The organism is Brucella grignonensis (assembly GCF_002252505.1).
In the GTDB taxonomy this organism is placed as follows: Bacteria; Pseudomonadota; Alphaproteobacteria; order Rhizobiales; family Rhizobiaceae; genus Brucella; species Brucella grignonensis.
In genome coordinates, this window is record NZ_NNRL01000163.1 from 250,380 (window position 1) to 272,211 (window position 21,832).

Sequence of the window (21,832 nt, forward strand, 5' to 3'; positions counted from 1 at the left end):
GTCGCGCAGGAGCAGGCGGAAGAGGAAAAGTCGTATTTTATTTCTTTTGTGGAGAGCAAACTTTCCGCGCCAAACCGCCGTATCCAGTTTTCAGGCTTAAGTGGTCTTCTGTCGTCTGAAGCAAGTGTTGGGGCGATCACCATTGCAGACCGCGAAGGTGTGTGGCTGCGTATTGAGAATGCCAAGCTCAACTGGAGCCGTACAGCATTGTTCACCGGTCGTCTGAGCATTCAGTCACTGGTGGCCGAACGTATCGACATCATCCGCAAACCATTGCCGGACAACAGCCTGCCATCGCCTGAATCTTCGAGTTTCAGCCTGCCGGAGCTGCCGCTGTCGGTCAATATCGATAGTCTCGATGTAGCTCACCTGCGCTTTGGTCAGGATATTTTCGGGCTGCAATCGGAAGTATCGCTGAACGGCAATCTGTCGCTCGCCAGCGGATCGCTGAATTCATCGTTTGATATCAAGCGTCTCGATGGGCCGGGTGGCAATTTCGCGCTCAGGGCAGCCTATGCCAATGCTGATCAGAAGCTTGACCTTGATCTCAAAGTCGCAGAGCCTGCCAATGGCATCGTCGCCAATCTGCTCAATATCGATGGACGCCCGCCGGTTGATCTCACTTTAACCGGCAAGGGAACGCTTGACGACCTCAAAATTGATTTGGCACTTGATACCAATGGCAACCGCACGCTGACAGGTGGCTTCACACTGGTACGTCAAGCCGATGGCCGCGTCTTTGCAACTCGTGTCGATGGACCTATCGCGGTTCTGGTCCCTCCGGCATTTCGTGACTTTTTTGGCGCTGAAACGGCCCTTTCCGCGAATGGCCTGCTGAAAGATGGCGGTGGTTTCCGCCTTGACGATCTGGCGCTGACGACCGCTGCATTGAAGGTGAAGGCCTCTGCAGAATCGGGCAGCGACGGCTTTCTGAACAAGCTGCGCGTTGATGCGAATATTCAGGATGATAGCAAAGACCAGATACTTTTGCCGGTCAAGGGCGGTGAAACAACTATCAATAATGCCACGTTGCAGGTTTCCTACGGCGACCGCCCAACCAATGATTGGACCGGAAAGCTCGCGATTGCTGGATTCAAGAATGCGACTGTTTCTGCATCGAGCATCGCACTCGACATGGGCGGCGTTGCTGAAAACCTCAACGATGCAGCCAATCGCCGTGTAACCTTTGATGTCAAGGGTGGCGTCAGCGGTATCAATGCGGTCGACGCGAAAGTTGCTGAAGCGCTGGGCGAAAAAATCGACCTGACGATTGCGGGTGGCTGGCGTGCCGGTACTGCTGTCGAACTCGCAAAGGCCAGCATTGAAGGCAACGGCTTGAGCCTTGAGCTTCAGGGCAATATTGCTGACTTTGCATTCAATGGCGATATTCTCGCCAAGGTCGCAAGCCTTGCGCCTTATGGGGCGCTGGCGGATCGCAATCTGGCAGGTAGCATCGACGTAAAAGCAACTGGCACGGTCAGCCCCGTCAGCGGTGCCTTCCAGCTTGATCTCGATGGAACCGCGCAGAACATGCGCACGGGCACGGAAGCGGTCGATAATATTCTCGACGGCAATGTCGATCTGAGCGGGGCGCTGGGACGTAACGCACAAGGGTTTTCCGCGCGCAATTTCCGCATCGGCAATGAGCTGAGCGAAATCACAGCCAATGGCTCTTTTGCATCCGATAAGGCTGATTTCGATTTTGGCGTCATGCTGTCTGATCTCAAGCTTCTGTCTGACAAAGCTTCCGGTCGCATGACGATCAAGGGGAGCGCGCGTGGCGATGACAAACTGATCGCCTTGGCCCTTCGTGCTGATGCACCACAAGGAACACTTGCGGATCGCAAGCTCGCCGATGGGGCTCTGGATTTCAATGCGCTTCTGGACGGTAATGCAACGACGGGTGCATCGCTTTCGGGCAAGCTCGCAGGCAGCGCATCCCTCAATGGCGAGAAGATTGATCTCGGATCATTGATCGATATCGTCAATGACGAGAAGCGTCTGACCAACCTTGTATTCAATGCAGGCGGCACGCATCTTTCAGGCAATGTCACGCAGAATGCCAAAGGTCTGCTGGCTGGTCAGCTGAATGTGGATGCGCCGGATATTTCGACGGCTGCCGCCCTTTTCTTAGCTGAAGCAACGGGCGCTGCAAATGCTGACATCACACTTGATGCGAATGGCGAGCGACAGAATGCAACGGTAAACGCCAAGGCCAATGGCCTGAAGATCAATGGCAACCATATTGCGTCTGCCGACATCGCACTCACCGCACAGGACCTGTTGGGCGTACCGGTTGTCGATGGTGCAGCGAGTGCACGCGATATTCTGGTTGGCACTTTTGGTATCGATAATTTCAATGCCAAGGCCAATGCAACAGGAACAAAGACCGACTTTACGGCAAGCACCAAGCTCAAGATTGGGACAGTCGCAAATGCTGCTGGTTCACTTGAACCCAAGGACGGCGGCTTTGAACTCGGACTGACATCAGCCGATGTGAAACAAGGCGCACTGTCAGCAACGCTTGCTGCACCTGCAACCATTGCCATGAAGGGCAGCGACATCTCGTTTGGCGATATCATCATCAATACGGGTGACGGACAGGTCAAGGTCAATGGTGCGATCGGAGAGCGTCTTGATCTCTCGGTAGCCCTTTCCAATCTACCACTGGCTCTTGCCAATACTTTCAAGCCGGAGCTTGGCCTTGGCGGTACGATCAATGGTACGGCCCGCGTCACAGGCACGCGTGAAAAGCCGAATGCGGCATTCGATATTGCTGCGCGCGGCGTAACTGCGGCTGAGCTGAAAAATCAGGGCATCGCCCCGCTCAATGCTGATGCCAAGGGTAGCTCGGATAATAATCGTCTGAATGTGGATGCTCACGTCACTGGTGGTGGCGGCATTGATGTGACCGCAAAGGGTGGTGTTCCGCTCGGACAGGGCGATATGGCGGTCGATATCAATCTCACCAATCTGCCACTGACTGCACTGAATGGCGCTGTGAAAGGGCAGGACCTTGCGGGTAATGTCACGGGTACAGCGCGTGTCACCGGACCTTTGACCAATCCTGCTGCAAGCTTCAATCTGCGTGGCACAGGACTGGCGGCAAAGCCTCTGCGCGATAATGGCCTTGCACCTTTGAGCCTGCAGGCTGCTGGTAACTATGCGGCCAAGGCAGTCGATATTTCCTCGCTGACCGTCGACGGTCCGCAGGGGCTCAATGTCACGGCCAATGGCAAGGTGCCGTTCTCGGGGCAGGGACTTGGTGTGAATGTTTCGGGCAGCCTGCCTCTGGCGCTCGCCAATCGCTTCCTTGCGGATCGCGGTGCGCAGGCAAGCGGTACGCTTTCGCTGACAGCAAATGTTTCAGGTGGCTTTGATAAGCCACAGCTACGCGGCATGTTCTCGACTTCGGGCGCGCAGTTCATCGACCCTGAAACCAATGTTCGCCTCAACAATATCAATGTTATGGGCGCCATGGAGGGTGAAACTATCACGCTTCGTCAGGTCAATGCAGCCTTTGGCAGCGGCGGTGCGATTTCTGCGACCGGTACGATTTCGACCAATGCGGCGGCCAATTTTTCCGCCAATATCAATATCNGCGCAGTTCATCGACCCTGAAACCAATGTTCGCCTCAACAATATCAATGTTATGGGCGCCATGGAGGGTGAAACTATCACGCTTCGTCAGGTCAATGCAGCCTTTGGCAGCGGCGGTGCGATTTCTGCGACCGGGACGATTTCGACCAATGCGGCGGCCAATTTTCCCGCCAATATCAATATCAAGCTGGATCGTGCGCGCTATGCTGACGGCAAGCTGGTGGTGGCAACCGTCAATGGTGGCATTTCGATTGTCGGCCCGCTGATGCGCGATCCGCTGATTTCAGGCCGTATCGATGTGGATCGTGCCGAGATTACGGTTCCGGAAAATCTGGGCGGCGGCGCGTCATACGTTCCTGTTCGCCATATCAATACGCCAAAGAATGTTCAGGCAACACTTGATCGTGCCAAGGTCGAAACGCGCCGCAGCAAGGTGCCGACACCAACCGCGCGTCCAACGGTTCCGCGTCTCGATGTTGTTGTGAGCGCGCCAAACCAGATCTTTGTGCGCGGTCGTGGCCTCGATACGGAATTGGGTGGGCGTGTGCGGCTTACCGGTCCAGTGACCGGCATCCAGCCGGTGGGTTCGTTCGACCTGATCCGCGGTCGCATCGGCATCCTTGGCCAGCGCATTACCTTTGACGAAGGCCATGTAACACTGGTGGGTGATCTCAATCCGCAGCTCAACTTCGTTGCGCGCAGCGAAGGCGGCGATATTACGGCGATTGTGACGGTTACCGGCACGGTTGATAATCTCAATATCGTCTTCTCGTCCTCGCCGGAACTGCCACAGGATGAAGTGCTTGCGCATCTGATCTTCAAGCGTTCAATTGGTGAATTGTCGGCCTTCCAGATTGCACAGCTTGCAGCCGCTGCAGCCGAACTTGCCGGTGGTTCCAACAATTCGCTGATGGGCAAACTGCGTCAGGGAACGGGCCTTGATGATATTGATGTGGTGACCGACAGCAACGGCGAAACCGCTGTGCGTGCCGGTCGATATATTCGCGATAATATCTATCTCGGCGTAGAAGCTGGCTCCGGTGGCTCGACCAAGGGCACAGTCAATCTCGACATTTCCCGAAACCTCAAGGTGAAGGGTGCTCTGGGATCGGAAGGCGATTCCAGTGGCGGTATTTTCTACGAAAAAGACTATTGAACGATCAGCAAAGCCTGATCAAAAAGGCCGGGTCGATACCCGGCCTTTATTTTATCGATGTCTCAGTAACCATTTTTCTTAACGTTTGCGCGAGTGATTTAACGCTTCTTCAACCATAAGGACGCAAATTGTCGAGATGATAAAAGGGCATTTTGCCGATTGTTTCGAGTTGGACGATTTGTATGTCTAAGTTGAGTGAGAAATTAAGCCGCCGTCATTTTCTGCTGGGCACCGGCGCTGCCATGCTTGGCGGTGTCGCAGGCTGTTCGCAAACCATGGACATGTCTGCCTTTCAGATGAACATTGATCCGATGTCGACGGGCGGCATTACGCCGATACGTCCGCAAATCAGCGTTGACAAGAACATCACGACGCCGGATGTCATGTATGCTTCGGTGCAGGAAGGGCCCTATGCTCTCCCGGCTATTCCATATCAGAAAGTGCCGAAAGAGTTTCGTCGCCAGATCGTGCCGGATCCAACAGGCGAAGCGCCGGGAACGATTGTGGTCAGCACGAAAGATCACTTCCTGTACTACGTCCTTCCGGGCGGTGAAGCGCTGCGCTATGGCGTCGGCATCGGCAAGGCGGGCTTTGAATGGCAGGGCCGTGCCAATGTCCAGTATAAGAAGCAATGGCCGCGCTGGACTCCTCCGCCGGAAATGATCCAGCGCAGGCCAGATTTGGAAAAATACCGCAATGGTCAGGAGCCGGGTCCGCAAAACCCGCTTGGTGCGCGTGCGCTTTATATCTTCCAGAATGGCCGCGACACGGGCTACCGCATCCATGGGTCGCCTGAATGGTGGTCGATCGGTCAGTCGATGTCGTCTGGCTGTATTCGCCTGATGAATCAGGACATCATCGATCTCTATAATCGTGTTCAGGGAAAGGCACCGATCATCGTTGGATGATCGGTGTTTCATCTCGCTAAAGACTCAAAGCATTTCCAGCAAAAAGTGCGAAGCGGTTTTGCGTAGGATAATGCGAAAAAACAAATAGTTACAGCGGCTCCAACGATTCAGTCTGAACTGGAACCGCTGTAAAGCGCATCCCGAAAAGTGTGAAGCGGTTTTCGGATAAGATGTGCAAAGAGCAAATAATCAGAGCGCGCGCATTCAGAAAATGCGCGCGCTCTAAAGTTTTCCGGGCTGACTGGAGGTCGTATTGCCCGGCTATTCGGATACTCCGTTCGCGACGATTATTCGTAACGACCAATCTTGGCGGCCGTATCGGCAAAAGCGACGAGGCGCGAAAGCTCAATCTTCATGCTGTCGACCGAAGCATGGAGTGTTTGCGATTTGGGCACGGTCATATCCTGCGCCATCTGGGTGGATATTGCCGGCATGGCAAAGGCTGCTGTCGTCAGAGCAATGGCTGCAACAAAGCCGAGGCGTCGTTCGGTTCTGGCTTGCATTTTGTTCTCCTCGCGCCGCAATTAGCGGCCTAAATCAAAGTGGTTTCCTACGCAGCGTTCCTGAGATCAGTGAAAGGTCGCGCGACGGGTTATGTTCAAAGCAATGTCGATGGCATGAATCGGTATTGGCAACAAAGTCTGTCCGAAATCGGCCAATGTGTCGGCAAAATTGCGGGCTGCATCTGCCACATCGTCGCAACGCCGTTTGCAGGCGATTGCCTCGAGGCAGGTTTCGAGCAGCAATCCATCCTGATTCTGGAGACCCGAAATCAGGCCCAGCGTGAGACATTCCTCACGGCACACGTGGTGCGAATCGAATGGAAATGCGCGCAGCTGACAGCTTGCACAATGGCGCAGTACACGAATAAACTGAGAAAGCTCGGCGATTGCACGCTTTGCTTCAGAGGCTCCGAGCACTTCCGAATAGAGGCCCCAGGTCATTTCCCAGGGAATGATTGATCCGGTTTCAAAACCGGCAGTCCAGCGGCGATAGCCTTCAAGCACCAGTTTTTCCGGCAGGCGATCATAGTAGCCCACGCTGTTGGCGCCGTTCAGCTCCGAAATGCGCATATTCATGTTCGCCTCCATTCAGCGGGACGAACTGATGCACAACTTTGCTGTTTATGCTTCGCGAGACGTTCTGTTTCCCCTCGCGCATTGCAATATCCGGTCGGCAAAAGATGAAGTTGCCAAGGCAATCCATCCACACTTGCGGACCGGCACTCACTGAGACCGATCATAAGGTCCTCCAATCGAACGGGTTCAAGGCCCAGACATCAAAGGCTGCACAAAATAACTCTGGTGCATAAAAGCTGCTAATTGATCTGGAGTCAATTACTCATCTTTTAGAAAAGTGAATTATTTCAACAGTGTAGAATTATTCTAGACTATTAAATTCATGTTTATAGCAATAAACGAAGAACGCAACCGCTACAACTGGGTAGCGGTTGCGGCAAACGGGCGCATAAAGCACGGAGAGAGGCGCGTTATCGCCCTTGTGCTCTTTAAATCAATGTTTTGAATGATCGTCGGACTTGCCGCTCTGTGGCGTCACAGGGAATTCGAGATCGACCTTGCCAGCCTTTTCGAATTCAAGCGTCGCGGAAACCTTGTCACCTTCCTTGTAAGGCTGGTCGGGCTGGATGAACATCAGATGATAGCCGCCTGATTTCAGTTCCACGGTTTCGCCTGCCGGAATATCCAATCCGCCGTCGAGCTTGCGCATCTTCATGACCTGATTTTCCATGCTCATTTCATGGATTTCAACGCGCTTGACGCCGGTTGTGCTAACGCTGACCAGCTTGTCTGCATCCTTGCCGTCGTTCTTGATGGTGAGGAAACCACCTGCAACCTTTGCACCGGGAACCATAGCGCGGATCGATGGACCGCTGATGCTGAGATCGCCGATTTTGGTCGGGGCCATGGCATGGTCACCATGTCCGCCGTGGCCCGCATGTTCATCGGTGCCTGACGCAGCCATCACGCGAAGCTGCGGTGCCGGATGTTCGAGATCGTGCGGGTTCTGGCCTTCTGCGGCAATTTCGATCCACGCGACAGAATCATCTGTGCCGCAGAACTGCGTGACCGGGAAGGAGAGGGTCGTGTCCTTGTCGAACTTGGCAAGCTGGCCGACCACGACAAATTCATCATAGAAGTCGCTTGGCAGCTCGCCTTCGCTCCATGTGACCTGCTTCACACCGGAGGTTACGTCCTTGCCATGGACTTTGTAGCTCTGTGCGTAATCACCCTTGGCAGTTTCAATTTTCCAACCGGCTTTTGCCTGTGGCTGAGCTGAAACGAAACCTTCTGGCAGTTCAATTTTCACTGAGGTTGTGGCTTTGCCGTCGCAACCATGTGGAATGCGAACCACAGCCTTATAGCGGCTTCCTGCCGTGGCTTCGCTCTGATCAAGCGAGGAGTGTGCATTAGCCATGCCTGCGGAAGCGCAAAGGGCAAAAAGCGAAATGGCGGATGTCAAAAGACGAGCATTTTTCATTGTAAAAAACCTGAATAATCATGTGTCGGGACGCAGCTTTTCTAAGTGCGTGCAGGAAAAGATTGATTTCAGGCGAAAGGTGGCGCTTGCGGCGGCGCTTGAGGCGGATAGGTCTGCAGCCTCAGAATTGGTTCTGACGGCGTGATAATATCAGCCGTTGCAATATTGATTGTGGCCCCTGTTGATGGTGCAGGTGTTGGGCAAAGGAATGCCGATGAAATGCGGCAGGCATCGCAAATATTGTTGTTGTGCACATGCTGGTCGCCGTCATGGCTGTCATGATCAATCGCATGATCAGTGATGCAAAGCACCGGATAGCTGCCATCAGGCAAGACATATTGTGCAAGCAGCAATCGTTCTGGAGAAGCGAGCGCGACCGGCTTGTGTCCGAAAGCGACAAGCATCAACGCCAATACGCTTAGAATGCGTATTGCCAATGTTGCCTGTAACTGGACTGTGCGCCTATTCAATCCAAGTGCTCCTTCAGGATTGACCTTATCTATTCCAAGCCAACCGTCTTTGCCAAGCGTCAAATAGAAGCTGGTTTATGAGAAGGCGAGCAGCAATTTGATAAACCGCTCGCCCAAAAAACTTATTGATAGCGTCCGCCACGCTGAATGACTTCGATCTTGTAGCCATCCGGGTCTTCGACGAAAAAGAAACGCGCGACTAGCACGTCGCCATTCTTGAAATCCACCAGCTTGCCGACCTTAAAGCCCAGTTCACTGAAACGGGCATGTTCCGCATCAAGATCATCGACCACGAAAGCCAGATGGCCATAGCCATCGCCGAGACTGTAAGGTTCGGTGCGCCCTTTGTTGATGGTCAACTCGACCTCAAAGTCAGCTTCCGCGTTGCGCAGATAGACAAGCGTAAAGCTCTCGAAATCGATACGCTCGGCGATCTTCAGACCAAAAGCCTGGTCGTAGAAGGAAACGGACTTTCCCTCATCAAGAACGCGTATCATCGTGTGGATGGCTTTAGCCATTATGTCACCTGTCTCTCAAAAACTCTTTGCTTGGTTCTATTGGCCTTTTGGCTAAAACTGGATTATCTCAAGACATGCAAAGCGGGCAAGCGTGAAGCTTGCCGCAGACGAGGTGGGATAATGTCAGGCGTAACGCGTGAGCAGGTTCTGGAACGGCTGAAGGTCGTGACAGGGCCAGATTTCGAAAGCGATGTCGTGTCGCTCGGTCTGGTGTCGGATATTTTCATTGCCGACGGCAAGGTCTTCTTTTCCATCACGGTTCCAGCCGATCGCGCAAATGCGCTTGAGCCGATGCGATTGGCTGCGGAAAAAGCAGTCAAGGAAATTCCCGGCGTGTCCGGTGCGCTGGTCACACTGACTGCGGAAAAGAAGGGGGGGCGCACAAGCGATGATGCGCCACCTCCGCCCAAACCTCAGCCACGCCCGGCTCCAGCGTCAGAGCAGCATCGTCATCCGCCACAGCCGCGCCCGGCGGCCAAGCCCGGTATTCCAGGTGTCGGCGCGATCATAGCTGTTGCATCCGGTAAGGGGGGCGTGGGCAAGTCCACGACTGCCGTCAATCTGGCACTCGGAATGGCTGCGAATGGTCTGAAGGTCGGTATTCTCGATGCCGATATTTATGGTCCGTCTATGCCGCGCCTGCTTGGTCTTTCCGGTCGTCCGGAAACTGTAGAAGGCCGCATTTTGAAACCAATGGAAAACTACGGCATCAAGGTGATGTCGATGGGCTTCATGGTGGATGAAGATACGCCGATGATCTGGCGCGGCCCGATGGTTATGTCGGCACTGACACAGATGTTGCGCGAAGTGGCATGGGGCAATCTTGACGTTCTGGTTGTTGATATGCCTCCCGGCACGGGTGATGCGCAGCTCACCATGGCGCAGCAGGTACCGCTGGCCGGTGCCGTCGTTGTTTCAACGCCGCAGGATCTGGCGCTGATCGATGCACGCAAGGGACTGGCCATGTTCCGCAAGGTTGATGTGCCGCTTTTGGGCATTGTCGAGAATATGAGCTATTTCATCGCGCCTGATACTGGCGCACGCTACGATATTTTCGGCCATGGCGGCGCACGTAAGGAAGCGGAACGTCTCAATGTGCCGTTCCTTGGCGAAGTACCGCTGCATATGGATGTGCGCGCGCATTCCGACAACGGCACACCGATTACGGTCGTGGAGCCTAACAGCGAACATGCGAAAATCTATCGTGATATTGCCGCCAAGGTTTGGGAAAACATGAAGGCAGGCAAGGGGGCTGGAAAGCCAGCTCCGGCAATTGTGTTTGATTAATCCCCAAAGAAAAGGGCCCGTGAGGGCCCTTTTAATTATGTGATTACGCTTGGCTCAGTTCGTCCGCTGCGCTTTTTCACCTCAGAAATTTGCTCGGCAGCATCAATCAGCGTTGCTAGAGTTTCCTGCGTATCGAGATTGTGCTTGGCTGTATCTGCTTCATAGCGCTCGATATAGATGCGGATGGTCGCGCCTGATGTGCCGGTGCCTGAAAGACGTAACACCACGCGTGCTCCGCCTTCGAAATAGATACGGATGCCCTGATGTTCGCTCACCGAATGATCGATTGGATCATGATAGGCAAAATCATCAGCCTTTTCAATTTTAAGACCATTGACGCTTGTGCCCGGCAAAAGTTCAAGCTTGCCGCGCAGATCAGCAACGAGCTTCTTCGCAATGTCGGAATCAACCGCTTCATAATCGTGGCGGGTGTAATAGTTGCGGCCAAAGCGCGCCCAATGTTCCTCGATGATATCCTTCACGCTTTCCTTGCGCACGGCCAGAATGTTGAGCCAGAGCAGAACCGCCCACAGCCCGTCCTTTTCACGCACATGATCTGAGCCGGTGCCGGAGCTTTCCTCACCGCAGATTGTAACCTTGCCATGATCGAGCAGGTTGCCGAAGAATTTCCAGCCGGTCGGTGTTTCATAGATGCCGATGCCAAGCTTTTCTGCAACGCGGTCCGCTGCGGCGCTGGTCGGCATCGAACGGGCGATGCCCTTGATGCCGTCCTTATAGCCCGGTGCCAGATGCGCATTAGCGGCAAGCATGGCGAGCGAATCGGAAGGGGTCACGAAAATGCCCCGCCCGATAATGAGATTGCGGTCGCCATCACCGTCTGACGCCGCGCCGAAATCCGGTGCATTATCCGACATCAGCAGATCGTAAAGCTCTTTAGCATAGACGAGGTTCGGGTCGGGGTGATGGCCCCCGAAATCAGGCAGCGGCACGAAGTTCATCACGCTGCCTTCCGGTGCACCAAGGCGATGTTCGAAAATTTCCCTGGCGTAAGGGCCGGTCACGGCATGCATGGCGTCGAATTTCAGTGCAAACCCGCCCTTGATCATGGCGCGGATGGCATCAAAGTCGAACAGGCTTTCCATCAGTTCGGCGTAATCTGTGACCGGATCAAAGACCACGATTTCGGTTTCACCAATCTTTGCGGTTCCGAGCGTGTTTAGGTCAACATCGGCCGCCTCGATGATTTTGTACTGATCGATCACCTTTGAGCGCGCGAAGATCGCTTCGGTGATCTTTTCAGGAGCGGGGCCACCATTGCCGATATTGTATTTGATGCCGAAATCTTCGGTTGGACCACCGGGATTGTGGCTGGCTGAAAGAATGAGGCCGCCGAAAGCCTTGTATTTGCGGATCATATTGGAAGCAGCAGGGGTGGAAAGAATGCCACCCTGACCGACCATGATGCGATCAAAGCCATTGGCAGCGGCGATCTTGATCACTTTCTGGATCACTTCGCGATTGTAAAAGCGCCCATCGCCACCCACCACGAGGGTCTTGCCTGCAAATCCTTCCAGTACATCGAAAACCGACTGGATAAAGTTTTCAGCATAATTGGGCTGCTGGAAAACCGGGACTTTCTTGCGCAGACCGGAGGTGCCGGGCTGCTGATCCTGAAAGGGCGTGGTGGCAACTGTTTTGACAGTCATAATTTTCCCATTCGATTCAATAATTTGAATTAGCAAGTGATCAGTCTTTGCGGTCATTGCAAGACAAGATAGATCAAACTTATTGTTTGAAAATAACAAACTGTGTGCTGTTTTACAGAAACACTTCTATTTTTCATTTCAGGTGCCCTCATATGAAGCCTTGCCCAGCAGAAAGCCTGCCTGAAGAGATCCTTTCGCAGCTTTCGAATATGGATGGTCGTTTGATCGTTGCGATTGCTGGACCTCCCGGTGCAGGCAAGTCAACCATCTCGGAATATCTGCGGGACGCGATCAATAAAGGTGGTGCTGGGCCTGCCGTTGTCGTGCCTATGGATGGGTTTCATCTCGACAATGCGATCCTTGACGAGTGTGGGTTGCGCAGCCGCAAAGGCTCGCCGCCGACCTTTGATTGTGCGGGCTTTGCAGCGCTGCTGGAGCGTTTGAAAAATGCAACAGGGGATATTGTCATTCCTGCCTTTGATCGCACGCTGGATCTGGCGCGTGCTGGTGCTGCAATCGTACGTGCCGAGCATCGAATTCTGCTGGTTGAAGGCAATTACCTTCTGCTCGATCAGGAACCCTGGACAGGTCTTGCATCATTCTTTGATATGACGATCTTTCTGGACGTGCCTTTTGCGGAGCTGGAGCGTCGTCTTATCCAGCGTTGGCTTGATCATGGACACACACAAGATGCCGCGCGTGAGCGCGCATTTTCCAACGATATTCCGAATGCCGAGCTTGTGGTTTCGACGTCACGAAATGCAAACTACGTTGTCATAACGGCATAAACCATGACGGAAAATTGCACGTCCAAGACTTGCAGCAGGTGATTCCTGTCTGCATGATGTGAACAGCAGTTATATTCTGACGGGATCAGCCTTTCATGACAAATTATGTTTTCGTGCCCTCTCCGCAACCGTTCGTGCCGGTTAAGGGAAAAGAAGCGCGTTTTCCCGTGCATCGCATTTATTGCGTCGGACAGAATTATGCCGATCACGCTATCGAAATGGGTGGTGATCCGACGCGTAACCCGCCATTTTTCTTCCAGAAAAACCCCGACAATCTTGTCATCAATGGTAGCGATTTTCCCTATCCTCCAAAGACGGAAGACGTGCATCATGAGATCGAGCTGGTTGTCGCGCTTAAGACAGGCGGCAGCGATATCCCGGTCGAGACTGCGCTTGATCATATCTATGGCTATGCGGTTGGTATCGATATGACGCGACGTGATTTGCAGACCGTGGCTAAAAAGGCCGGTCGCCCTTGGGAAGTAGCGAAAGCCTTCGAACATTCAGCACCTTGCTCGGCCATCGTACCAGTGTCTGAAATCGGCCATCCGCAATCAGCGGCAATCACGCTGAAAATCAATGGGGAGCAGCGTCAGGCGGGTGATCTTAATCAGATGATCTGGAAAGTGCCGGAAACCATCGCATATCTTTCATCTCTCTTTGTTCTGCAGCCGGGTGATCTTATCTATACCGGCACACCGGCCGGCGTGGGAGCTGTAAAGCGAGGAGACCTGCTGCAGGGAAATGTGGATGGCGTCGGCACGATTTCGGTGAAAGTTGTCTGACGAAATCCTCTCCAAAAATGGCCAGAAAAAGCCAGAAAAAGATTGCGTATAAAGAAGCTTCCGAAGGAGGAATAATGAGCATTTATCTCCCCGTTGACATACATGATGCTCTTGAGCGCTTTATCAACGAAAAGCATCCCGGCCTGAACCAGACCGAGGCTATCATCCATATTTTGCGTAGATCACTCGTGCAGCAAGGATATCTTGCAGCACCGTCAGAACATGGTACACCGCCTGAAGATTTGAACGCTACGAATGACGATTGAATATGAATAAGATCCCACCCGAGGGAGCTGGCCAGAAGGCCACTCTCGGTCGCCGCCTTCTGCTTTTGACAATATTGGCGATCTTGCTGACATGCGCGCTCGTGTGGATGAGCATTTATCTGTTCGATCCCGATGGTGATCTCGGTTTGGATGATTTTGGGATTTTTGCACACGAATTCAATGCGATAGATACGATGCTACCGCGAATTCTGTGAGGGTTCGGAGTGTTCTGTTACCGAGTGAAATATTGATTTTGACGCGCCCGTGACGTTCTGGGCTTTCGCTTTGCGTATTTTGCATGGTAGATGACGGTTATCGATTGAAAGAATATTGACTGAACCGGGCCGCAAAACGGACCCGCTCAAGCCAAGAGGGTCTTATGGCATTCGAGGACATCAAGGCGGAAATTGCACTGCTGTTTGAGCAGATGGTTAACCAGCCGCAGGACGTTCATGAGATTCGCGAGACAGTTCGTGAAAAGCTTAACGCGCTCAAAGCAACGGGCATGCCTCTGCCAGCCGATCTGGTTGAACTCGAAAAACGTATCGAACAAGATTTCGATTCCTAAGGATCAATCGGACATGCGTTTTCAATTTACTTCCAGAGCATTTTCCCATCCGGTCTTTAAAGGCGTTCTTCTCCTTGGTTGCGCCGTCGCTTTGAGCGCGTGCAACACGACCAATGACGGCAAGCCTGTTAAAACAGCGCTGATCACACCAAGTGAGACTTCGACGACAACGGCAGCAACGACAGTGACGGGCGACGCAGCAAATCCTGCTGTTGGCGCTACCGCAGTTGCGGATGCCGCTACCGCTACTGGCACGGAAACCGTCGCATCGCTGGAAAATCCAGTACTTCCATCGGTTGTGCCAATTCCGGGTGTCCGTGGACAATCCGAGCCGATGCTGGCCTTTGCTGGCGCACAGGCCGCTGCTTCGCCGGCGTCCCTTGCTACCAACATGGCTTTTGAGACACCGGACCATGCACCGGATGGTCTTGATGATCTCATCACCAAATATTCGGTTGCCTATGATGTGCCGGAGCGCCTTGTGCGCCGGGTCGTGCATCGCGAAAGCCGGTTCAATCCGGGTGCTCGCAACGGACCCTATTGGGGTCTGATGCAGATCAGCCATCCGACGGCGCGTGGCATGGGTTACAAGGGCAACGCCAAGGGTCTTCTCGATGCCGAGACGAACCTGAAATATGCTGTCCGCTATCTGTCCGGTGCCTATAAGGTCGCAGGCGGAGATGAAAGCCAGGCAGTTCGCTATTATGCCCGCGGCTATTATTATGATGCCAAGCGCAAGGGACTGTTGCAGGAAACCGGCCTTGACGGCAGCTGGAAGCGCAGCGGTCCGACCCGCGACGCAGCAGCAATCCCGGCAGAACCGACGACTTTGCCGGAAGGTGCTGCAGCACCGCTTCCCGGTGTCGCTCCCATTCAGGCGTCCTACGCACCGGCAGCACAGTAAACTTCATATCAACCAACTGTCATCTTGACGCTGCAAAGCGATGCCAGTTTGCTGTACTGATATGAAGATGTGGGTGTGCGTGATGGATGTAAGACTGCCGTATCCAATCAAATGGAAATATGACAGAGCCGAACTTTGGGCAGATGGTGTTGTCCATGTGCTGGGCGTGGCACTTGCGTTTGCAGGTGCTATCGCGATGCTTATTTATTTCCTGCCGAACATGTCGACTACCACGTCAATCTCATCGGGTGTCTATCTCGCGAGCTTGCTTGCCGCACTTGGAATTTCTGCAGTTTATAATATCTGGCCTGTATCTCCCACCAAATGGTTTCTGCGACGCTTCGATCATTCGGCGATCTATCTGCTGATCGCTGGAACTTATACGCCCTTTGCGGTGCATATGGGCGATCGCGCCGTGCCGCTGCTTCTCTTCGTCTGGAGCGTGGCTTTCGTCGGCATCATGCTGAAACTATTCATGCCTGGGCGTTTCGACCGGCTGTCGATCCTGCTTTATCTGGCGCTCGGCTGGAGCGGCGTCATGGTCTACGACACCATGGTGCAATCGCTGCCGCCAGCCGTTTTCTGGCTGATTGCAGCCGGTGGCATGGTCTATTCGCTGGGTGTGATCTTCCATGTATGGGAGCGCCTGCGATTTCAGAATGCCATCTGGCACGGCTTTGTCGTGGTGGGCGCGGCGCTGCATTATTGTGCGGTGTTTTTTGTCGGGACGTAAGGCTAATGAAAGTCTCGCGAGTTCGGCATGATTTTAACATTTCGCGGATGATGCGCTGTCTGGGATGGAGCGACGAGACGCTGCGCTTCGCGTCCGCTCATTTCGATCAGTGCTGTCGAACGGTCCTGCAGCCTTGACGCCACCAGATGCACGACCCCTTCGGGGCTGCGCTGGAGGCGACCTTCGATATGGATCAGCCGCGCACCCATCACTTCGCGGCGAAATGCTTTCATGATCTTCGGCCAGACGACAATATTGGCTATGCCGGTTTCATCCTCGATGGTGAGAAACACCACGCCCTTGGCGCTGCCGGGGCGCTGGCGCACGGTGACGACGCCCGCCACTTTCATGCGGCGTCCATCGGCACCTTGCTGCACCGCATGACAGGTTGAAACGCCTTCCGCCGCCAGACCCTCGCGCAGATATTGCAGCGGATGCCCTTTCAGCGAGAGCCGCGTCGTCTCGTAATCGGCAATCACATGTTCGGAAGCGGCCATTTCAGGAAGCTTTGTGCGCGGTTCCTCCGCCAGCTCGTTGGTTGCGGCGGCGCGAAACAGCGGCAGCGTTTCGTCATTGGGCAGACGGCGCACGGCCCACAGTGCTGCGCGGCGGTCGATATCGAGTGAGCCGAAGGCATCGGCATCGGCCAAAAGCGTGAAGGCGCGCCGGTCGAGCCGGAGCCGTCGATGCATGTCCTCGATGGTACGGTAAGGCTCCTGTCGGTCGGCAATCAGGAGTTCGGTGTCCCGTTTGGAAAACCCGTCGATCTGGCGGAAACCCAGCCGGAGCGCTAGGTGAACATCGGGTGTTTCCTCCAGAATATTATCCCATTGGCTGAAGTTCACATCGACGGGCAGCACCGTCACACCATGTTCGCGGGCATCGCGCACGATCTGGGCGGGCGCATAAAAACCCATGGGCTGGGAATTGAGAAGTGCGGCGGCGAACACTTCCGGATGGTGGCACTTGATCCACGCGGAAATATAGACCAGATGCGCAAAGCTTGCCGCATGACTTTCGGGAAAGCCATATTCGCCGAATCCCTTGATCTGGTTGAAGCAGTTTTCGGCAAAGGTCCGGTCGTAGCCACGATTGACCATGCCTTCGATCATCTTTGTTTCCATCGTATGAATGGTGCCCATCTTGCGGAAAGTGGCCATGGCGCGGCGCAACTGGTTGGCCTCATCCGGTGTGAATTTTGCAGCCTCCATGGCAATACGCATCGCCTGTTCCTGAAACAGTGGCACGCCCTTGGTCTTGCCGAGAATTTGTAGCAATTCGTCGGGCGGTCCATGTTCCGGCGATGGCGATGGCAAGGTGCAGGGTTCCTGTCCGTTTCGCCGCCGCAGATAGGGATGGACCATGTCGCCCTGAATGGGGCCGGGCCGCACAATGGCGACCTCGATGACGAGATCATAGAACTCACGCGGTTGCAGGCGCGGCAGCATGTTCATCTGAGCGCGGCTTTCCACCTGAAACACGCCGAGCGAATCTCCCTTGCACAGCATGTCGTAGACGCGCTTGTCTTCGCGGGGCAGATTGGCCAGCGTCAGCTTTTCGCCGCCATAAAGCTGTGGCTTGTGCTGGTGAATGAGGTCGAAAGCCTTGCGGATGCAGGTGAGCATGCCAAGCGACAGCACATCGACCTTCATCAGCCCCACCTCGTCGATATCGTCCTTGTCCCATTCGATGAAGGAGCGGTCTTCCATCGCTGCCGGGCCGATGGGCACGGTCTCGTCCAGTCGATCACGGGTCAGAACGAAACCGCCGACATGCTGCGACAGGTGGCGCGGAAAGCCGATCAGCGTGATGGCCAGTTCCACCGCGCGTCGGATAATGGGGTTGTCGGGGTCGAGACCCGCCTGCCTGATATGCTGCTTGTCGATGCCGCCGCCGGATATGCCCCAGACCGTATTGGCGAGTGCTGCCGTCACATCCTCAGTCAGGCCCAGCGCCTTGCCGACATCGCGAATGGCGCTGCGGGACCGATAGCTGATGACGGTTGCGACAATGGCCGCGCGATCTCTGGTGTAGCGGTCATAGACATATTGCATCACCTCTTCGCGCCGCTCATGCTCGAAATCGACGTCGATATCCGGCGGCTCCTTTCGCTCCACCGAAAGAAAGCGCTCGAACAGGAGGTCAACCTGTGTCGGGTCCACGCCGGTGACGCCAAGGCAGAAGCAGACGACGGAATTGGCCGCCGAACCGCGCCCCTGACACAGAATGCCTTCTCCGCGGGCATAGCTCACAATGTCATAAACCGTGAGAAAGTAAGCCGCATATTGCAGCTTTTCGATCAGCGCCAGTTCCTTGTGGATCAGCGCCTGCACCTTCGGCGGGATGCTGTTAGCGCCGTAATGACGGGCGGCACCTTCCCAGGTGAGATCATGCAGATGTTGTTGCGGCGTCTTGCCGGGCGGCACCGGCTCGTCGGGATAATCATATTTCAGCTCGTCAAGCTGGAAGGTGATGGGCGCGACGAAATCGGCGGTAGCCTCGACTGCTTCAGCGTAGTCGCGGAACAGCCGCAGCATTTCCTTGGGCGGTTTCAGATGGCGTTCGGCATTCTTTTCAAGAAGCTGCCCGGCTGCGAAAACAGTTGTGTGGTGGCGGGTTGCCGTCAGCACATCCTGAAGTGCGCGGCGGTCGGGATGATGATAGAGCACGTCATTGGTGGCGAGCAACGGCACGTTGGCTTCGGCTGCAAAACGGGCGATGCGTTCGGCCCGGCGTCCGTCATGGCCCTGATGCGGCATGGCGAGCATCAGCCAGACCGAGCCGGGGGCAGCTTGCGCAATCTCGGTCAGGCGCGCGACAAAATCCGGTCTGTCATCTTCAGGCGGAAAGACCGCGATCTGGAACTGTCGGGCGCGAAACAGCAGGTCGCTCCATTCGAGATGGCATTCACCCTTGATGGCGGCGCGTGCCTTGCCCTCCGTCAGCAGGCGGCACAATTGCCCATAGGCAGCGCGATCACGCGGATAGACGACCATATCCGGCGTGCCGTCGGTGAAGGACAGGCGACAGCCGATGAAAAGCCGGAAATCGCTCTTGTCGCGAAAATCCTTCCATGCCGCATGTGCCCGCACCACACCGGCCAGCGTGTTGCGGTCGGCAATGCCGATACCGGACAGACCAAGCTCATGCGCACGCGCTACCAGTTCCTGCGGATGCGAAGCGCCGCAAAGGAAGGAGAAATTGCTGGCAGCAGCCATTTCGAAATAATGAGCCATCACGCAAACAGTCCGTGTAAAAACCAGCGCGGATGATTGGCACCGTCATAAAGGCCTTCGCGGAAAATCCAGAAGCGCTGGCCGTTCTCGTCTTCCACCCGGTAATAATCGCGCAGCTCGGGAACCGTGTGACCGATTGCGAGCCACCATTCCGGTTCGATCCTTTCCGGCCCTTCGGCAAGGCGCACATGATGGCGCACCCGCCGCCACAGGAAAAACGAAGGCGGACTGTCGGGCACTTCCGCCACGCTTTCGATCAACTGCGGCGGGCGAAACAGTTTTATGGGGCGCGCTGGCGGGTCGTTGGGAAGTGCTGGGGGAAGCGCTGCTGTGCTTTCGTAATCGGCTTCGCCTTTGCCATCCGAGTGCAGGGCAGGGCGCAGGCCGAAGGCCCGTTCAGGAATATGCGTGTTGCGCGAAAAGGAAACGAGAACGCGGTTCTGTCCAAGCCGCGCCGAAAGCCGGTCGACAAGCTGACTAAACCCCGCTTCATCTTCCTCATGCTGGTCGAGCCCCGTCTGGCGCTGGGCGATTGCCGCACTGCGCAGCGCTGCCAGCCGGATCATGTCGAAGCCGAAACCGGCGTCGAGCGGGTCGGTCAAGGCGTTGAGCCTTTCACGCGCAAGGCGCAGGAAAACCTTGTCGCTGCGCAAGGGCTGGCCGGTTTCGATGTGGATATGACGCACTTCGCCATCGACACGGAAGAAAGAGGCCTCAATCAGAAGCGCGCCTTTTCCCTCCGGTTCAAGCTGCGTAAAAAGCTCCTGCGCCAGTTCCTGCAAGATGCGTTCGACCAGTTCCATTGCGGTAACTGGCTCTGACAGGCGGCGCTCGACGGTGCTGAGAGGCATGATGCGCAAGGGGGAAATCGGCGCGCGCTCCTGCCGCGCCAGTCGGTCGAGCCTGGTGGCAAGGTCGGTGCCGAAGCGGGCGGTGAGTGCGGCGCGCGGAAGCCCCATCACATCGCCGATGCGTTTCAATCCGGCGCGTTTAAGGCCGGTTTCGGCAGCTTGCGCCAGTTCAAGCGCGGAGAGCGGCAGGCGGGGAAGCAGCCGGTCGGCCTCTGCTCTGCTGAAGACACCGCCCTTCGTTCCCCGCGCCAGAAGTCGCGCGGCAAAACTGTTATCGGCAATCGCCGCCTGTACGCCAAGCCCGGCCCGTTCCAGACGCCGGATTGCATCGGCACGCATGGCGTCGAGCCCGCCAAAAAGATGCGCGCAGCCGGTTATGTCGAGCATCAGCCCATGCGGCTCATCGAAGGCGACAAGCGGCGTGTAACGCTCGCACCAATGGGCAAGACGCTTGAGCAATGCCGCATCATGTTCCGGTGCTGCCGCTGCCACTTCAAGCCTTTCCACGCGCGCGCGCGCATCCGTCAGCGCCATGCCGGGAAAAAGGCCGAGCTTTGCCGCTCCGGCATCCACCGCTGTCAGGCGCAGCGCATTGGCCGTACGCTCGGTCACAACCAAAGGCAGATGCGGTTTGCCGTCAGGCGGAGTGCTGCTGCGAAGCCGGTCGGTCGGCAGAAACGGAAACCAGAGGGCGAGAAACAGACGTTCTGCCATCCCGTTCTCTTGCATCAAATTCAAGGGTTTCATTGTTCCATTCCATGATCCATTGCCCGCATGTGCCGTGGCGATTGCGTTCCAGAACCGCCGAAAAGACAGGCTTGCCGGGTGCGTTCGCTCCGCTTGAACGGGACGGCGCGGGCGCCACCCGCCAGCGGCTGACGGCAGCGCTCTGCACGCCTGTCCGGTGGCTCCGGAGCAGGATGACGGGCAGCTGTGCGGTTTCGGTTGCCAGAAGCAGACGACGCGACGCGGTCAGGTCGAGGCATTTTGGCTGGCCTGTCACCGAGGCGACGACGCCGGAAACAAGATGCGAGGCCTTGCCGCCGCTTCCGGCTTCCAGAGCATCGTTTGCCGCCTTCAGGACATCCTGTGCCGTGGGGCAGCGCACGATCAGAAGTCGCGACGGATTGATCCCGAAGGCATGAAGTCCCGGCGGATAAAGCCCACCATATTCACTTGCAGCGCTTTCTTCCTCGATCCAGATAATCGGGCGTCGGGGGTCTGCTACACGTTCTGCCGCACGGGCGGTAAAGGCCAGCGCAAAGCCGGTCGCGGCCATATGCGCGCCGGGGTTTTCGGCAAAAACCTCATGCAGCGCATCGCCTGCCAGACCATGCGGAAAGGCAGCATCCGCCCCGGCAAGGCCGAGCGTGAAACTGCGCGCGCGCCCGAAGCCCGTTTGTCCCTGATTTGCAAAACTACCTTGCGGATCGTTGCCTTCAATGGTCGTAACCATGCGCCGCAGCGCCGCGATGTCGATGCCGCTCACGTCTAGATTCCATCTTTTGTTCTCTATATGTTCTAGTATTGAATCGAGCGAGGCAAGAGTCAAGCGGGATTAGAAATCAGTCCAGTGGACTGATTTCCTTGCGTAGG

The 21,832-nt window shown here is 55.5% G+C and carries 18 protein-coding genes and 2 pseudogenes; 11 read left to right on the plus strand and 9 right to left on the minus strand.

What is annotated here, in order from left to right; translation table 11 throughout:
* Positions 1-3: 3 nt before the first annotated feature.
* From CEV33_RS15010 to CEV33_RS15020, 3 genes and pseudogenes are all read left to right on the plus strand, one after another.
* Positions 4-3,558: pseudogene (locus CEV33_RS15010) on the plus strand (translocation/assembly module TamB domain-containing protein); the annotation flags it as partial.
* A 151-nt stretch (positions 3,559-3,709) separates the two neighbouring features.
* Positions 3,710-4,756, plus strand: a pseudogene (locus CEV33_RS15015) (translocation/assembly module TamB domain-containing protein); the annotation flags it as partial.
* A 182-nt stretch (positions 4,757-4,938) separates the two neighbouring features.
* Positions 4,939-5,664, plus strand: coding sequence for a L,D-transpeptidase (locus CEV33_RS15020; protein WP_094541233.1), 726 nt, complete (start codon positions 4,939-4,941; stop codon positions 5,662-5,664).
* A gap of 287 nt (positions 5,665-5,951) precedes the next feature.
* On the opposite strand, the gene CEV33_RS15025 is transcribed toward CEV33_RS15020, so the two are convergent.
* The 5 genes from CEV33_RS15025 to CEV33_RS15045 form a co-directional block, all read right to left on the minus strand.
* The gene (locus CEV33_RS15025) at positions 5,952-6,167 is read right to left on the minus strand and encodes a hypothetical protein (protein WP_094541234.1); all 216 of its coding nucleotides are present in this window, start codon (positions 6,165-6,167) and stop codon (positions 5,952-5,954) included.
* 66 nt (positions 6,168-6,233) lie between these two features.
* Complete coding sequence (locus CEV33_RS15030; protein WP_208620206.1) at positions 6,234-6,743, minus strand: hypothetical protein; 510 nt, start codon at positions 6,741-6,743, stop codon at positions 6,234-6,236.
* Positions 6,744-7,176: 433 nt separating this feature from the next.
* Complete coding sequence (locus CEV33_RS15035) at positions 7,177-8,163, minus strand: DUF1775 domain-containing protein (protein WP_094541235.1); 987 nt, start codon at positions 8,161-8,163, stop codon at positions 7,177-7,179.
* Positions 8,164-8,231: 68 nt separating this feature from the next.
* Positions 8,232-8,567 carry a hypothetical protein gene (locus CEV33_RS15040; protein WP_235818444.1) on the minus strand — a complete coding sequence of 112 codons (336 nt, stop codon included), beginning with the start codon at positions 8,565-8,567 and terminating at the stop codon, positions 8,232-8,234.
* 188 nt (positions 8,568-8,755) lie between these two features.
* Entirely contained in the window at positions 8,756-9,151 is a 396-nt protein-coding gene (locus CEV33_RS15045; protein WP_094541236.1) for a VOC family protein, read from the minus strand.
* Positions 9,152-9,271: 120 nt separating this feature from the next.
* Here CEV33_RS15045 and apbC point away from each other — a divergent pair, with 120 nt between their 5' ends.
* The gene (gene apbC / locus CEV33_RS15050) at positions 9,272-10,438 is read left to right on the plus strand and encodes an iron-sulfur cluster carrier protein ApbC (protein ID WP_094541237.1); all 1,167 of its coding nucleotides are present in this window, start codon (positions 9,272-9,274) and stop codon (positions 10,436-10,438) included.
* A gap of 35 nt (positions 10,439-10,473) precedes the next feature.
* Here the strand turns inward: apbC and CEV33_RS15055 are convergent, their stop codons facing one another.
* The gene (locus CEV33_RS15055; protein ID WP_094541238.1) at positions 10,474-12,105 is read right to left on the minus strand and encodes an alpha-D-glucose phosphate-specific phosphoglucomutase; all 1,632 of its coding nucleotides are present in this window, start codon (positions 12,103-12,105) and stop codon (positions 10,474-10,476) included.
* Positions 12,106-12,257: 152 nt separating this feature from the next.
* Between CEV33_RS15055 and CEV33_RS15060 the strand changes: the two genes are divergently transcribed.
* The 7 genes from CEV33_RS15060 (at position 12,258) to trhA (ending at position 16,149) form a co-directional block, all read left to right on the plus strand.
* The gene (locus CEV33_RS15060) at positions 12,258-12,893 is read left to right on the plus strand and encodes a nucleoside/nucleotide kinase family protein (RefSeq protein WP_094541239.1); all 636 of its coding nucleotides are present in this window, start codon (positions 12,258-12,260) and stop codon (positions 12,891-12,893) included.
* A 95-nt stretch (positions 12,894-12,988) separates the two neighbouring features.
* The gene (locus CEV33_RS15065; protein ID WP_094541240.1) at positions 12,989-13,678 is read left to right on the plus strand and encodes a fumarylacetoacetate hydrolase family protein; all 690 of its coding nucleotides are present in this window, start codon (positions 12,989-12,991) and stop codon (positions 13,676-13,678) included.
* A 74-nt stretch (positions 13,679-13,752) separates the two neighbouring features.
* Positions 13,753-13,944, plus strand: a complete 192-nt coding sequence (locus CEV33_RS15070) for a hypothetical protein (protein ID WP_094541241.1) — start codon at positions 13,753-13,755, stop codon at positions 13,942-13,944.
* Positions 13,945-13,946: 2 nt separating this feature from the next.
* On the plus strand, positions 13,947-14,159 hold the full coding sequence (locus tag CEV33_RS15075) for a hypothetical protein (RefSeq protein ID WP_094541242.1): 213 nt from the start codon (positions 13,947-13,949) through the stop codon (positions 14,157-14,159).
* A 164-nt stretch (positions 14,160-14,323) separates the two neighbouring features.
* Positions 14,324-14,512, plus strand: a complete 189-nt coding sequence (locus CEV33_RS15080; protein ID WP_024898257.1) for a hypothetical protein — start codon at positions 14,324-14,326, stop codon at positions 14,510-14,512.
* 13 nt (positions 14,513-14,525) lie between these two features.
* On the plus strand, positions 14,526-15,416 hold the full coding sequence (locus CEV33_RS15085) for a lytic transglycosylase domain-containing protein (protein WP_094541243.1): 891 nt from the start codon (positions 14,526-14,528) through the stop codon (positions 15,414-15,416).
* A gap of 82 nt (positions 15,417-15,498) precedes the next feature.
* Entirely contained in the window at positions 15,499-16,149 is a 651-nt protein-coding gene (gene trhA, locus CEV33_RS15090) for a PAQR family membrane homeostasis protein TrhA (protein WP_094541244.1), read from the plus strand.
* Between the two features lie 2 nt (positions 16,150-16,151).
* Here trhA and CEV33_RS15095 read toward each other — a convergent pair whose 3' ends face one another.
* Genes CEV33_RS15095 through CEV33_RS15105 form a run of 3 tightly spaced genes read right to left on the minus strand, consistent with a single transcriptional unit; the run spans position 16,152 to position 21,725 of the window.
* Positions 16,152-19,385, minus strand: coding sequence for an error-prone DNA polymerase (locus CEV33_RS15095; protein WP_094541245.1), 3,234 nt, complete (start codon positions 19,383-19,385; stop codon positions 16,152-16,154).
* Positions 19,385-20,938: a Y-family DNA polymerase gene (locus tag CEV33_RS15100; protein WP_094541737.1), complete on the minus strand. Its 1,554-nt coding sequence runs from the start codon at positions 20,936-20,938 to the stop codon at positions 19,385-19,387. Before CEV33_RS15100 ends, CEV33_RS15095 begins: the two co-directional genes overlap by 1 nt.
* Positions 20,874-21,725, minus strand: coding sequence for an ImuA family protein (locus tag CEV33_RS15105; RefSeq protein WP_094541246.1), 852 nt, complete (start codon positions 21,723-21,725; stop codon positions 20,874-20,876). Before CEV33_RS15105 ends, CEV33_RS15100 begins: the two co-directional genes overlap by 65 nt.
* Positions 21,726-21,832 lie beyond the last annotated feature (107 nt).

Excerpts from the sequence above, each read along its gene's own strand:
- CEV33_RS15020 (WP_094541233.1), top strand. The coding sequence starts at position 4,939 with ATGTCTAAGTTGAGTGAGAAATTAAGCCGCCGTCATTTTCTGCTGGGC.
- CEV33_RS15025 (WP_094541234.1), bottom strand. The coding sequence starts at position 6,167 with ATGCAAGCCAGAACCGAACGACGCCTCGGCTTTGTTGCAGCCATTGCT.
- CEV33_RS15030 (WP_208620206.1), bottom strand. The coding sequence starts at position 6,743 with ATGAATATGCGCATTTCGGAGCTGAACGGCGCCAACAGCGTGGGCTAC.
- CEV33_RS15035 (WP_094541235.1), bottom strand. The coding sequence starts at position 8,163 with ATGAAAAATGCTCGTCTTTTGACATCCGCCATTTCGCTTTTTGCCCTT.
- CEV33_RS15040 (WP_235818444.1), bottom strand. The coding sequence starts at position 8,567 with ATGCTTGTCGCTTTCGGACACAAGCCGGTCGCGCTCGCTTCTCCAGAA.
- CEV33_RS15045 (WP_094541236.1), bottom strand. The coding sequence starts at position 9,151 with ATGGCTAAAGCCATCCACACGATGATACGCGTTCTTGATGAGGGAAAG.
- apbC (WP_094541237.1), top strand. The coding sequence starts at position 9,272 with ATGTCAGGCGTAACGCGTGAGCAGGTTCTGGAACGGCTGAAGGTCGTG.
- CEV33_RS15055 (WP_094541238.1), bottom strand. The coding sequence starts at position 12,105 with ATGACTGTCAAAACAGTTGCCACCACGCCCTTTCAGGATCAGCAGCCC.
- CEV33_RS15060 (WP_094541239.1), top strand. The coding sequence starts at position 12,258 with ATGAAGCCTTGCCCAGCAGAAAGCCTGCCTGAAGAGATCCTTTCGCAG.
- CEV33_RS15065 (WP_094541240.1), top strand. The coding sequence starts at position 12,989 with ATGACAAATTATGTTTTCGTGCCCTCTCCGCAACCGTTCGTGCCGGTT.
- CEV33_RS15070 (WP_094541241.1), top strand. The coding sequence starts at position 13,753 with ATGAGCATTTATCTCCCCGTTGACATACATGATGCTCTTGAGCGCTTT.
- CEV33_RS15075 (WP_094541242.1), top strand. The coding sequence starts at position 13,947 with ATGAATAAGATCCCACCCGAGGGAGCTGGCCAGAAGGCCACTCTCGGT.
- CEV33_RS15080 (WP_024898257.1), top strand. The coding sequence starts at position 14,324 with ATGGCATTCGAGGACATCAAGGCGGAAATTGCACTGCTGTTTGAGCAG.
- CEV33_RS15085 (WP_094541243.1), top strand. The coding sequence starts at position 14,526 with ATGCGTTTTCAATTTACTTCCAGAGCATTTTCCCATCCGGTCTTTAAA.
- trhA (WP_094541244.1), top strand. The coding sequence starts at position 15,499 with ATGGATGTAAGACTGCCGTATCCAATCAAATGGAAATATGACAGAGCC.
- CEV33_RS15095 (WP_094541245.1), bottom strand. The coding sequence starts at position 19,385 with ATGGCTCATTATTTCGAAATGGCTGCTGCCAGCAATTTCTCCTTCCTT.